This is a genomic window from Planosporangium spinosum (genome assembly GCF_049999945.1).
GTDB classification, from domain to species: domain Bacteria; phylum Actinomycetota; class Actinomycetes; order Mycobacteriales; family Micromonosporaceae; genus Planosporangium; species Planosporangium spinosum.
In genome coordinates this window covers 14,598-27,110 of record NZ_JBLYUB010000028.1, presented here as the reverse complement: position 1 = coordinate 27,110, position 12,513 = coordinate 14,598, and the positions used below count along the sequence as shown (strand labels likewise).

Below are 12,513 nucleotides of genomic sequence, written 5' to 3'. Positions count from 1 at the left end.
GCGCGCCGGCCGTCAGCGCGCCAGCGTGATGACCAGGCCGAGCACCGCCAGTGTCGCCATCGCCAGTCCGAACGCCACCAGCAGCTGCCCCGACCGGGCCGCCGGGTCGGGCTCGGCCGGCAGGTCGCTGGTCACCAGCGCCAGGTCGTGGCGGGTCGCCGCGGCCAGGGCGCGCGCCACCCGGTCGGAGAACTCGTCGAGGCTGAGCCGGCCGGCGGCGGTGTGCCGCTCCAGCGCGGCCACGACCCGCATCCGGTCGTCATCGGACACCCGGAGACCGTCCACGGTCCACCCCTCCCCTGCCCGCCTGACGTGTCGACCGGCGCCAAACATTGCGCGCTGGTTCGTCACACCGTCCCCCGGCCGTAGGGGGCAGCGCGGGCGCGTCGACAACGGTAACCTCCCCACTCATCCGCGGGGCACCCCCTGGACCATCCGCGGACATCGGGAGGGCTCGTGGACAACCAACAACCCGGCCTGCTGGTCATCGAGCGCATCCTGCGCGACCGCGACGGACTCTGGCGCCAGATCATCGAGGAGACCGGCCTGCGCCAGCTGACCGGGCAGATGCTCGCCAGCTCCGCGGTCAGCCTGGCCCTGTACGGCGCGGTCCTGGGCGCCAACTACGGCTGGTTGCAGGCGCTGTCGTCCGCGGTGAAGCTCCCGTTGCTGTTCCTCGCCACGCTGGCGATCTGCCTGCCCACGCTCTACCTGTTCAACCTCGTGTTCGGGGCCCGCCTGTCGGTGCTCCAGGCGGTGACGCTGATCATGGTCGCCATCACGGTGACCTCGGTGCTGACCCTGGCCTTCGCGCCGATCAGCCTGTTCTTCTTGATCAGCGCGCACAGCTACGCGTTCTTCAAGCTGCTCAACGTGGGCATCCTGATGCTCACCGCGGCCGTCGGGCTGAAGTTCCTCACCACCGGGATGCGCACGCTCAACGAGCACCAGGAGCGCCTCGCCGCCGTCGAGGCACACGCCCGGATCGCGGCCACCACCCCCGTGGAGGCTCCCCAGCCGGAGCGGGTACCGGTGGCAGCGGCGGCTCCGGCCGCCGGCACGGCTGCCGCGGCCAACGGCGCGACCGGCACCGCAGGCGGCACGGTCGACGCGGTCGGGACGGGCGTACCGGCGCCGCAGGCCGTCCCGGTCCAGCCGGTCCACGCCGGACAGCCGATCGTGGTACCCGAGGGACAGCCGGTCCAGCCGATCGCGGTCCACCCCGGACACCCGGTCCACCCCGGCCAGCCGGTCCACCCTGGACACCCGATCCACCCCGGACACCCCGGCCAGCTCCACCGGCCGCAGTACCCGGCGCCGAGCCCGCAGCTGGCCGGTCAGCGGTCGACCAGCATGACGCTGCTGTACATCTGGATCCTGCTGTTCGGCTTCGTCGGCACCCAGCTCGGCTGGACGCTGCGGCCGTTCTTCGGCAGCCCGGGCGAGGAGTTCGCACTGTTCCGCAACCTCGACGGCACCTTCTACGGCGACCTCTTCAGCACGATCGGCCGGCTCCTGGGCGCCTGACCCGCCGACACCCCGGGTGCGGTCCGGCTGCGAACCGGGTGCGGTCGGTTGCGAAACCTTGTGCCGCACCGGCGGCTGATTACCTTCGTGACCATGGAAAACAAGGTCCCGGCGGTCACCATGGACCGCGTCTCGATGTCACTCTACGACAGACAAGTCGCCGGGCGCCTGCAGTACGTTGTCGCCCAACTGGCGACCACTCATGCCGGCGCCCCCGAAGAGGAGGTGGCCCGTGTCCTCGCCGAGCGACTGCGCGGCCTCGGGGTCAACCCCAATGCCCGTGAGGTGCACCTGATCGCCGAGTCGATCGCCCGGCTGCCGAAAGGGTGACCAGTCCGCCGTCGGAGTCGACCAGGACGGCCCGGTCACGGCGACCACCATTGCGAATTCGATCGATCGGGCCGGCGCGACCGGGTTAGGGTCCACGGGTGCGCAACGACCTCGGCCTGCTCCGCGAGCGTCGCTTCGCGTTGCTGTTCGGCGCCCGGACCTGCTCGACGCTCGGCAGCGCGATCGGGCCGGTCGCGCTGGCGTTCGGGGTGCTCGGATTACCCGGCGCCACTCCGGCCCGACTGTCGGCCGTGCTCACCGTGTACTCGATCTGCCAGGTCGCGTTCATGCTGCTCGGCGGCGCGATCGCGGACCGGTGGCCGCGTCAGCGACTGATGGTCGTCGCCGAGGCCGGTTCCACGGTGGCGTGGGGCGCCATCGCCGTCATGTTCGTGGTGGGCCGGGCACCACTCGAGCCGCTCCTGCTGCTGTCCGCGGCGGCCGGGACGGCCACCGCGCTGTTCTTCCCGGCGCTGGCCGGGGTGGTACCCGAGGTGGTACCGGCGGCCCGGCTCCAGTCCGCCAACGCCCTCCTGCGGCTGGGTACCAACGCCGCCCGCCTCAGCGGTTTCGCCGTGGCCGGTGCGCTGGTGGCGCTCGTCGGGCCGGGCTGGGGACTGATGGTCAACGCGGCGTCGTTCGCGGTGTCCGGCGCGCTGCTGGCAGCGCTGCGCCTGCCTCGCGTTCCCCGGGACGGTGGCGGTTCGCACATCGTCGCCGACCTGCGCGACGGCTGGCGGGAATTCTCCTCGCGGCAGTGGCTGTGGGTCGTGGTCGTCCAGTTCTCGTTCATGGTCGCGGCGACCCAGGCCGCGTACGGGGTACTCGGGCCGGTGGTGGCCAAGGCGGAACTCGGCGGCGCCCCGGCGTGGTCGGCGATCCTGGGTGCCCAGGCCGTCGGCATGATGGCCGGCGTGTTCGTCGCCGTCCGGCTGCGCCCCAGGCGGCCGATCCTCGTCGCGACGCTGTGGACGCTGCTGTACGCCCTGCCACCCGCCCTGCTCGGCCTGCGTGCGCCGCTGTGGGCCGTGGTCGCCGGTTCGTTCCTGTGCGGCGTCGGCTTCGACGTGTTCGGTGTGCTGTGGGAGACCACCATGCAGCGCACCATCCCGGCGTCCGCGCTGTCGCGGGTCAGTTCCTACGACTGGCTGGGTTCGCTCCTGCTCGGGCCGCTCGGCCTGCTCGCCGCCGGTCCGCTCGCGGTGACCGTGGGGACCCACGCGAGCCTCGTCGGCTGCGCGGTCGTCACGCTGGTCGCGGCCGCCGCCGCGCTGCTGTCACCCGGGGTACGCCGGCTGGAGTGGCCGGCCCTGCCGGCCGATTCCGGTACACCCGCACCGACCACGGGGGCGGCCACCGATGTCCGGGCGTGAACTGGTCGTGCTCGGCACCGGCAGCCAGGTGCCGACCCGCCACCGCAACCACAACGGCTACCTGCTGCGCTGGGACGGCGCGGGGCTGCTGTTCGACCCGGGCGAGGGTACCCAGCGGCAGATGCTGTTCGCCGGGGTCTCCGCCGGCGACGTCACCCGGATCTGCCTGACCCACTTCCACGGTGATCACTGCCTCGGCGTACCGGGGGTGGTGCAGCGGCTGTCCCTGGACCGGGTCACGCACCCGGTACGGGTCCACTATCCGGCCTCGGGCAGCGACTACTTCGCCCGACTGCGCCACGCCAGCGTCTTCCACGAGACGGCCGACCTGCGCGAGGAGCCGGTGAGCGGCGCAGAGGCACTGGTCGCGGCCGGCGACTTCGGCCGGCTGGAGGCCCGCCGGCTCGACCATCCGGTCGAGGCGTACGGGTACCGCCTGGTCGAGCCGGACGGCCGGCGGCTGCTGCCGGAGCGGCTGGCGGCGGCCGGCATCAGCGGGCCGCGCGTCGGCGAACTGCAACGACGCGGATCGCTGGACGGTGTCGACCTCGCCGACGTCAGCGTGGTCCGCCCCGGGCAGCGCTTCGCGTTCGTCATGGACACCCGGCTCTGCGACGCGGTGTACGCCCTGGCCGAGGGCGCCGACCTGCTCGTCATCGAGTCGACGTTCCTGCACACGGAGGCGGCACTGGCCGCCGAGTACGGCCACCTCACCGCGCGGCAGGCCGGGCGGGTGGCGGCCGAGTCGGGGGTACGCCGCCTGGTGCTCACCCACTTCTCGCAGCGCTACACCGAGCCGGAACGGTTCGCGGCGGAGGCGGCCGGGGAGTTCTCCGGCGACATCGTGGTCGCCTCGGACCTGGACCGGATACCGGTGCCGCCGCGCCGCCCGTCGGTGGCGTAACCGACCAGGCCTCCGGCGACCGCGGCACCGGCTCGCGTCGGTCAGCTCACTCGTTCGCCTCGATGTACGTCTCGGGGTCCTTGTCCTGGACCTTGAGCCCCATGGCGCAGGGGTGCTCGCCGTAGAAGACGAGCCACCTGCGGGCCAGCTCGGCGCGCAGTTCGAGACTGGCGTGCTTGCGGAAGTCCGGCAGCGCCTCGTCCTCCTCCTCGGCGAGGTGCTCGCTGTTCTCGGTGCGGGCCTGCCACACCGCCTTCCACCACTCGTCGCTGCCGACCCGGTGCCGCCGGGACTCGACGACCGCGTCGCGGATCTTGTTGTGGTCGCGGATCGCGTCCTCGGTCTCCTCCTTGGCCTCGCCCGGCTCACCGCGCTTGAGCAGGTGCGGGTAGAGGATCGCCTCCTCCGCCTCGGCGTGGATCTCCAGGTGCGTGCCGAGCTGGTTCCAGATCGCCGCCAACTCCCGGTCGTCCTTGGCGTCGTCGAGGCGGGCGAAGCCGCGCCGGAACGCGTGGTGGTCATCGAGGATGAGCGCGGTGATGTCATTCATGCCCGGTACCTACCACGAACGGCCGGTTCCTATTCGCCGGCCGGTTCACCCCGCGATCCGGCCGATTCACCCCGCGGTCCGGCCGGTTCGTCTTCGTCCCCGTGGTCCGGCCGGTTCGTCTTCGCCGCCGCGGCCCGGCCGCCCCACGGATCGAAGTCGACCTCCAGCCGCTCCTGCGGCGGCCGTTCGACCTCCGGCACGTTGCGCAGGTTGAGCCGGATCCGGGTCCAGGTGCTGCTCCGCCCCCGCATCGAGTCCACCAGGACGTCGGCGGGGGCGAGCCGCGCCCAGACCTGCGGGTGGCGGGCCTTCCAGCGCTCCAGGCCGGCGAGCGCCTCCTCCTTGCCGGCCGCCCGGGCGATCTCGATCAGCGGCATGCTGGACCGGCGCCGCCCCGGCGCGGACGGTCCGGCACTCCGGTCCGCCGGTCGGGGCTCGTCCCCCAACCCGGCCCGCTCGTGCGCGTCGGCGAGCGCCAGCAGCGCGTCGAGCGAGCCGGCCGCGTCGTCGATGCCGGCCCACGGGTCACCCAGGCGCGCGTACCGCTGCGGCACGGTGTCGACGGTGAACGCCTCGGGCGTGCAGTCGGGTACCTCCGCCCAGCGCAGCGGGGTCGAGACCCGGCCGTCCGGGGTGGGCCGCACGGAGTACGCGGACGCCGTCGTACGGTCCTTGGCGTTCTGGTTGTAGTCGACGAACACGCCGTGCCGTTCCTCCTTCCACCACCGGCTCGTCGCCAGGTCGGGTACCCGGCGCTCGATCTCGCGGGCCAGTGCGACCGCCACGCGGCGCACCTCGGCGAAGGTCCAGCGCGGCTGGATCCGGCAGTACACGTGCATGCCACGCGAACCGGAGGTCTTCGGCCAGCCGGTCAGGCCGACGTCGGCGAGGGTCTCGCGGGCCACCAGGGCGACCCGCCGCACGTCGTCCCAGCCGACCCCGGGTACCGGGTCGAGGTCGACCCGCAGCTCGTCGGGGTGGCCGAGATCGCTGACGCGTACCGGGTGCGGATGCAGGTCGACGCAGCCCAGGTTGACCACCCAGGCGAGCTGGGCGGCGTCACGGACCACGATCTCCTCGGCGGTGCGGCCGGAGGGGAAGCGCAGCGTGACGGTCTCGATCCACTCCGGACGGGTACGAGGCGCCCGCTTCTGGTAGAACGCTTCGCCCTCGACGCCGTTGACGTACCGCTTGAGCGCCATCGGCCGGTCGGCGACCCCGCGGAGCGCCCCGTCCGCCACCGCCAGGTAGTACCGGACCAGGTCGAGCTTGGTGTGGCCGGTCCGCGGGAAGAAGACCTTGTCGGGGTTGGTGACGGCCACCTCCCGGCCGGCGACATCCAGGAGTTCCGTACGGCTGGCCATACCCGACCCTACGGCCGCCGCCCCGCGAGCGGTCACCATGATCGTCACAACTTCCGGGAAGTTGTGGTCTCAGCCCCGCCCGGAGACCACTGTTTCCGGGAAGTTGTGACGATCATGACGGCGGCGGACCTCAGGTGGCGACCGGGACCAGGTCGAGCACCTGGTCGACGATCATCCGGATCGGCGCCGCCCGGCCGGCCGCCCACGCCGAGGTGAACGCCGCGTCCCCCAGCCGGTCCCGGACCGCGTCGCGGGCCGCTTCCCGGTCGCCGCCGGTGGGCGCCGGCAGCCGGTGCCGGTCACGTACCCCGTCGGCGGCGCCGAGCAGGTGCGCGGCCAGCGCCGGTTCCCGGTCGGCGATCAGGCCGGCGACGCTGTCGAGGGAGGCGGCCAGATCCTCGCGGTCGCCGATCTCGTGCCGGCGGACCAGCGCCCCGGCGAACAGGCCCAGCGCCTCGTCCGCGTCGCCGCCGGCGCGGGCGGCGTTGCCGAGCTGGTGCAGCACGGTCGCCTCGCCGAACAGGTCGCCAAGGGTACGGCTGAGGCCCAGGCTCTCCTCCAGGACGGCCCGCGCGCCCGGCACGTCCCCCTTGGCCAGCAGAATCTCGCCGAGGCAGGCGAGGCCGAGCACGATACCCCGGGTGTTGCCGGCGGCGCGCTCCAGTTCCAGGCACTGCTGGGCGTACCCGTCCGCGGCGGTGACGTCGCCCGAGCGCAGCGCGGCCCGGGTGAGGTTGCCCAGCGCGATGGCCATGCCGGGCGCGGCGTCCAGTTCCCGCCAGATCGCCAGACTCTCCCGCAGGTGCTCGGTGGCCAGCGCGTACCGGCCGGAGCCGATCGCGGCCATACCGAGCGCGTTGTGCGCCTGGGCGATGGTCGGCCGGTCGCCGCCGGCCTCGGCCCGGCGCAGGCCGTCGACAGCGAGCCGGTACGCCCGTTCGTGGTCGTCCTGCCCGGCGGCCAGCACAGCGGCGGCGTACAGCAACTGCGCGGCGACCGTGTCGGTCAGCGCGTGCCCGTCGGCGAGGACCCGGTCGAGCCAGTCGCGCCCCTCCCCGATGTGGTTGCCACCACGCCAGTACCGCCACAGGCCCAGGCACAGCCGGGCGGCGACGCACCCGTCACCGGTGGCGAACGCGGCCCGCAGGTTCTGGTATTCGCGGTCCAGCAGCCCCGCCCAGGCGGCCTGCTCGGGACCGGTCAGCGCGACCGCCGACCGCTCGGCGAGCGCGGCGTAGGACACGGCGTGCCGGGCCCGTACCGCACCGGCGCCCGGGTCGGCGGCGAGTCGGTCGGCCGCGTACGCCCGGATCGTCTCCAGCATCCGGTACCGGGTGCCGCCGGGGGCGGGTTCGGCGACGACCAGGCTCTTGTCGGCGAGGGCGGCCAGCCGCGCGGCGAACCGGTCGCGGGCCGCCGCCGCGTCGTCCCCGGCCGCGTCGACCCCGGCCGCGTCGACCCCGGCCGCATCGACCCCGGCCGCGTCGACCCCGGCCGCGTCGACCCCGGCCGCGTCGTCCCCGGCCGTGCCATCGTCGGGTGCCTCCTCGTCGGGTGCCTCCTCGTCGGCTGCGGCGCAGACGTCGAGGGCCGCCTCGACGGTCCATCCGCCGGCGAACACCGCGAGGCGGGTGAACAGGCGCTGACTGTCCGCGTCGAGCAGCGCGAAGCTCCAGTCGATCGCGCCGCGCAGGGTCTGCTGCCGGGCCGGCAGGTCGCGCGGGCCCTCGCCGAGCGCGTCGAGGTGCTGGGCGAGGTGCGCCAGCAGCTCCTCCGGCCCGAGCCGGTCGGTACGCGCGGCGGCAAGTTCGATCGCCAGCGGCAGGCCGTCGAGGCGCCGGCACAGCGCCACCACCGCCGGCAGGTTCGCCGGGGTGAGCGTGAACTCGGCGACGGCGCGGGCCCGCTGGTCGAACAGGGCGACCGCGGGCGAGTCCCGCAGTGCCCGCGCCACGCCGCCGGTACCGCCGCGCGCGTCGGGCTCGGGCAGCGGTAGCGGCGGTACCTGGTACACCTGCTCGCCGTACAGCGACAGCCGCGCACGGCTGGTGATCAGGACGCTGACGCCGGGGGCCGCCGCCAGCAGGTCGCTGACCACCCCGGCGGCGTCCAGCACCTGTTCGAAGTTGTCCAGGACGAGCAGCAGGGCGGCCTCGGCGAGGTACCCGGTGACGGTGTCGAGCAGGGGCTCGCCGGGTACCTCGGCGACCTCCAGGGCCGTCGCGACGGCGGCGAGGACCAGGTCGGCGCCGGTGGTGTCGGCGAGCGGCACGAACACCGCGCCGTCCTCGTAGGACTCCGTGACGTCGGCTGCCACGGCCAGCGACAGTCGGGTCTTGCCGATGCCGCCCGGTCCGACGAGGGTCACCAGGCGGCCGGCGGACAGCAGCTCGGTGACCCGGGCCCGCTCGCGCTGCCGCCCCACCAGCGGGGTCATCGGTACGGGCAGCCGGCCGCGTCGGTGTGGCCGGCCGAGCAGCGACGGGGACACCGTCCAGCCACCGCTGGCGGTCGCGACGAGGCCGTCGCGGCGCCGCAGCCGGTCCAGCTCGCTCACCGCGCGGGCCGGCAGGCCGCCGCTGTGCCCGGCCAGCCAGGTCACCAGGGTGCGGGTGGGCTCGCCCCGCAACGTGTGGCGCAGGAAGACGCGCAGCGCGGCCGGTGACCACGGCGCCAGCTCCACGGTGGCCAGCACCGGCAGGCTGCCGGCGGTCGGACCGGTACCGGCGTCGGCGTACACGAGGCCGAGCGAGGTGGGCGGCCGGGCGGCCGACAGGAGGCGCGCGACGGTGTCGGTGGCGTACCGGCCGGTCTCCCGGTCACTGACGACGAGGACGGGCTCGCCGGACGGCACGTCGAGCGCCGCCTCGCCGGACGGCACGTCGAGCGCCGCCTCGCCGGACGGCAGCGTGACGATGGTGAACCCGCGCAGCCGGGCCACCGTGGCGACCTCGGACAGGAACCGGGTGTGGCCGGCGCCGGGCTCACCGGTGACCCGCAGCGCCCCCCGCCGCTCGGTCAGCAGCCGGGTCAGGAAATCCTGGGCGGCGGCCATCGGCGCGTCGCGCTCCCACATCCGGGAGGAGACCGCACGTACGCCGGTGTCGGCGTCGTCAGCGACCGCGCCGCCCCGGCCCCGCCGTTTGGCCAGGTAGTTGCGCCGGTCGGCGTGGGCGAGCAGGGAGACGGCGTCGTCGGCGTCCTCCGGGTAGCTCGCCACGCCGAGGCTGATCGACAGGTGCAGCGGCGGCCGCCCGGCGAACTCGGCGGCGCGGACCTCCTCGGTGAGCCGCAGCGCCAGCCGGATCGCCTCGGACCGGTCGGTGTCGGGCAGGACGAGGACGAACTCGTCCCCGCCGTACCGGAAGAGCGCGTCGCCGGCGCGGACCGCGGCCCGGACCCGCTCCGCGAGCTGCCGGAGCACCTCGTCACCGCGCAGGTGGCCGTACGCGTCGTTGACGGTCTTGAAGAAGTCGACGTCGAACAGGAAGACCGCGCAGGAGCGTCCGGTACGGGTGGCCCGGGCCAGTTCCTCGTCCAGCCGCGGCTGCAACAGGGCACGCGGGTACGCCCCGGTCACCGGGTCGGTGACCAGGCGGGTGAGATCGTGATCCCTGTCGTGCGTCACGACTCCGTGCCTACCGACCGTGGCGTCATGACCTCGCGAATCGGCAGCGGCCCGCCACATCTGAGGCTGATCGGACGTACGTCACGTGTGATCCGCCTGCCGTCTCCGCGCGGATGCCGGCCGGTGTCGGGTCATCGGTGTACACCGACCCGGCCCCTTGTGTCCTCAGGTCGGTCATTTTCGGTTGCAGGACGGTGACATTCAGTAGCAAGTGCTCGATCGTCTAGACACCAGCCCCCACGGGTTCCGGGTACCCACGGAAGGAGATCCGGTGTCACGAGACGGAACGAGGCAGCGACGCCCGGTCCGCTGGCTGGCCACGATCGGCGCGTTCGCCGTCGTTGCCGGACCGGCGGTGCCGGGTGCGCTGTGGACACCACCGGTCGCCTACGCGGCCGGCGCGGCGTCGACGGCGCACCCGCCGTCAGCGTCGTTCGAGGGCGGCCTGTGGCAGGCGTCCGACTGGTCGAGCACCGCCACCGCGACCAAGGTGAGCGACATCGCCACGATGATCGGCGCGCCGGCCGGCGCGGACGGCAGCGGGGTCGGCGTCGCGCTCATCGACACCGGCGTCGTCCAGGTGCCGGGCCTGCCGGCGACCCAGGTGGTCAACGGGCCGGACCTGTCCTTCGAGTCGCAGGGCTCGACCGTGCGCTACCTGGACACCTTCGGCCACGGTACGCACATGGCCGGCATCATCATGGGCAACGACCCGGCGGCCGGGTTCCGGGGCCTCGCCCCCGGGGCGAAGCTGACCTCGGTCAAGGTCGGTACGGCGCAGGGCGCCGTCGACGTGTCGCAGATGATCGCCGCGGTGGACTGGGTCGTCGCGCACCGCAACGACGACCCGGCGAACCCGATCCGGGTGATCAACCTCGCGTACGGGTCGAACAGCACCCAGCCGGCCTCGATCGACCCACTGTCGTACGCGCTCGAGAATGCCTGGCGGCACGGGATCGTCGTGGTCGTGTCGGGCGGCAACACCGGCCTCCTGTCGAGCAGGCTCACCAACCCGGCGTACGACCCGTTCGTGCTGTCGGTGGGGTCGGCGTCGACCAAGGGGACGGCGGGCTACGCCGACGACGAGCTGTCGCTGTTCAGCTCGGTCTCGACCTCGCGCAACGTCGACCTGCTCGCACCCGGCGAGTCGATCGTGTCGCTGCGCGACCCGGGCTCGTCGATCGACAAGACGTTCCCGATCGCCCGGGTCGGCGACCGGCTGTTCCGGGGCACCGGCTCGTCGCAGGCGACCGCGGTCGTGTCCGGGGCGGTGGCGCTGCTGCTCCAGCAGCGCCCGAACCTCACGCCGGACCAGGTCAAGGCGCTGCTCAAATCGTCCGCGACGCCGCTGACAGTGGGCAAGGCCACGTCGATGCGGCTGGGTGAGCTCAACCTCGGGGCTGCCCTGGCCAAGCCGACGCCGGCGGCGACCCAGAACTACCTCGCCGGGTTCGGGGTCGGTTCGCTGGAACTGGGCCGCGGCACCGTCCACGTGTCCCGCAACGGCGTGCCGCTGCTGGGCGAGGTCGACCTGTTCGGCCCGTTCAACGCGGCCGTCTGGGCGCAGCGCACCAGCGCGGGTACCGCCTGGAAGGGCGGCGTCTGGATGGACCACCGGATGGCCGGCGACGGCTGGACCGGCACCTCCTGGGCGTCCCGGACGTGGGCGCCGGCCACCTGGTCGGGCAGCCCGTGGGGCGGTTCGGCGAAGTGGGCCGACGACGAGTGGGACACCCACTACTGGACCGGCACGTACTGGTCGGGCACGTACTGGTCCGGCACGTACTGGTCGGGCACCTACTGGTCCGGCGACCGCTGGTCGGGCGGGTACTGGAGGTAGGTCGGTACCCGCCGTCACGAGACGGCGGGTACCGCCTGACGAGGGCGCCCCTCTTACTAGCTATCCGGGTAGAGGGGTGCCCTCCTCACAACCGGGGGCGTGGCTGACGACCCCTGTGGGCGGCCAGCCGGGTTCGGCGACCGAGCCGTCCCATGACCCGGATCGATCTCAGCTCACCCACGCTCGCCGGCATCGACCGGTTCCAGGCGTACCACCAGCAGCGGCGACGGGCACAGGCCGCGGCATACCGGCAGCGCGCCCGGCGCGACCCGCTCCGTCGCCGCCAACTGCACCGGTACGTCGTCCACCCGGGTCGACACGAACCGCAGGACGTCCGCGCTCGCCGGGTCGACGCCCTGGAGGTCGTCGACGGCCAGCAGCAGCGGGCGCGACCGGGCCAGGAACCGGACCAGGTTCAGGACCGCCAGCCGTACCGCGGCGGGTGGGAGCGCCTCGGCGTCCCCGGCCATCAGGGCGCCGAGCACGTCCCGGCGGGAGGCCGGCAGCGGCGCCAGGTCGGCCGGCCCGACCGCGCCGAACAGAGCGGCCAGGGCCGCGTACGGGCGGTCGGCCGCGCGCCGGGTGACCGACGGCCGGCCCGGCTCCGGCCGGTAGGCGTCGAAGCGCAGGACCCGCGACCGGGTGGCCGCCGCGGTGACCAGATCGAGCGCTGCCGACTTGCCCACGCCCGCGGGGCCGAACAGCAGTGCGCTCCCCCCGGACAGCAGCCACTCCCGGGCGGTGTGGAGCCGCTGGCGGCGTCCTTCGAGCCACCGGTCGCGCCCCGCCTCGGCGGCCGCCACCGCGGGTAGATGGTCGGTCACGGATACAGTGTTGTCGGCGTCAGCGCCGCCGGGCAGGGGAACCCCTCGAAAGCGGTACAGGCAACGCCGCGATCGAGGCGAAGATCACCACGTGTCGCGGCGCGGAGCGGCGCTTCGTAGTCTGTGAAGACGTTCAGCACCATAAATCTGCCGGCCTGGCGCTCGCAGCGAGG

The 12,513-nt window shown here is 73.7% G+C and carries 10 protein-coding genes; 5 read left to right on the top strand and 5 right to left on the bottom strand.

Translation table 11 applies throughout. The annotated features are described in order from the left end of the window. Positions 1 to 12 precede the first annotated feature (12 nt). Positions 13 to 270 (bottom strand): DUF1707 SHOCT-like domain-containing protein, encoded by a 258-nt coding sequence (locus ACNTMW_RS28060; RefSeq protein ID WP_426636882.1) that lies wholly within the window; start codon positions 268 to 270, stop codon positions 13 to 15. A gap of 186 nt (positions 271 to 456) precedes the next feature. Here ACNTMW_RS28060 and ACNTMW_RS28055 point away from each other — a divergent pair, with 186 nt between their 5' ends. The 4 genes from ACNTMW_RS28055 (at position 457) to ACNTMW_RS28040 (ending at position 4,134) form a co-directional block, all read left to right on the top strand. Continuing rightward, positions 457 to 1,527 carry a hypothetical protein gene (locus tag ACNTMW_RS28055; RefSeq protein WP_426636881.1) on the top strand — a complete coding sequence of 357 codons (1,071 nt, stop codon included), beginning with the start codon at positions 457 to 459 and terminating at the stop codon, positions 1,525 to 1,527. Between the two features lie 93 nt (positions 1,528 to 1,620). After that, positions 1,621 to 1,857, top strand: a complete 237-nt coding sequence (locus ACNTMW_RS28050; protein ID WP_426636880.1) for a hypothetical protein — start codon at positions 1,621 to 1,623, stop codon at positions 1,855 to 1,857. A gap of 98 nt (positions 1,858 to 1,955) precedes the next feature. Further along, positions 1,956 to 3,230 (top strand): MFS transporter, encoded by a 1,275-nt coding sequence (locus ACNTMW_RS28045; RefSeq protein ID WP_426636879.1) that lies wholly within the window; start codon positions 1,956 to 1,958, stop codon positions 3,228 to 3,230. Continuing rightward, on the top strand, positions 3,217 to 4,134 hold the full coding sequence (locus ACNTMW_RS28040) for a ribonuclease Z (protein WP_426636878.1): 918 nt from the start codon (positions 3,217 to 3,219) through the stop codon (positions 4,132 to 4,134). Before ACNTMW_RS28045 ends, ACNTMW_RS28040 begins: the two co-directional genes overlap by 14 nt. Before the next feature lie 46 nt (positions 4,135 to 4,180). Here the strand turns inward: ACNTMW_RS28040 and ACNTMW_RS28035 are convergent, their stop codons facing one another. From ACNTMW_RS28035 to ACNTMW_RS28025, 3 genes are all read right to left on the bottom strand, one after another. Continuing rightward, positions 4,181 to 4,684, bottom strand: coding sequence for a hemerythrin domain-containing protein (locus tag ACNTMW_RS28035; RefSeq protein ID WP_426636877.1), 504 nt, complete (start codon positions 4,682 to 4,684; stop codon positions 4,181 to 4,183). Between the two features lie 29 nt (positions 4,685 to 4,713). Beyond that, positions 4,714 to 6,048, bottom strand: a complete 1,335-nt coding sequence (gene ligD, locus ACNTMW_RS28030) for a non-homologous end-joining DNA ligase (protein ID WP_426636876.1) — start codon at positions 6,046 to 6,048, stop codon at positions 4,714 to 4,716. A gap of 130 nt (positions 6,049 to 6,178) precedes the next feature. Further along, a complete protein-coding gene (locus tag ACNTMW_RS28025) occupies positions 6,179 to 9,676 on the bottom strand; it encodes a diguanylate cyclase (protein ID WP_426636875.1) in 3,498 nt (1,165 codons plus the stop codon). Positions 9,677 to 9,947: 271 nt separating this feature from the next. Between ACNTMW_RS28025 and ACNTMW_RS28020 the strand changes: the two genes are divergently transcribed. Next, positions 9,948 to 11,516: a S8 family serine peptidase gene (locus ACNTMW_RS28020; RefSeq protein WP_426636874.1), complete on the top strand. Its 1,569-nt coding sequence runs from the start codon at positions 9,948 to 9,950 to the stop codon at positions 11,514 to 11,516. Positions 11,517 to 11,689: 173 nt separating this feature from the next. On the opposite strand, the gene ACNTMW_RS28015 is transcribed toward ACNTMW_RS28020, so the two are convergent. Next, positions 11,690 to 12,340 carry an ATP-binding protein gene (locus tag ACNTMW_RS28015; RefSeq protein ID WP_426636873.1) on the bottom strand — a complete coding sequence of 217 codons (651 nt, stop codon included), beginning with the start codon at positions 12,338 to 12,340 and terminating at the stop codon, positions 11,690 to 11,692. Positions 12,341 to 12,513 lie beyond the last annotated feature (173 nt).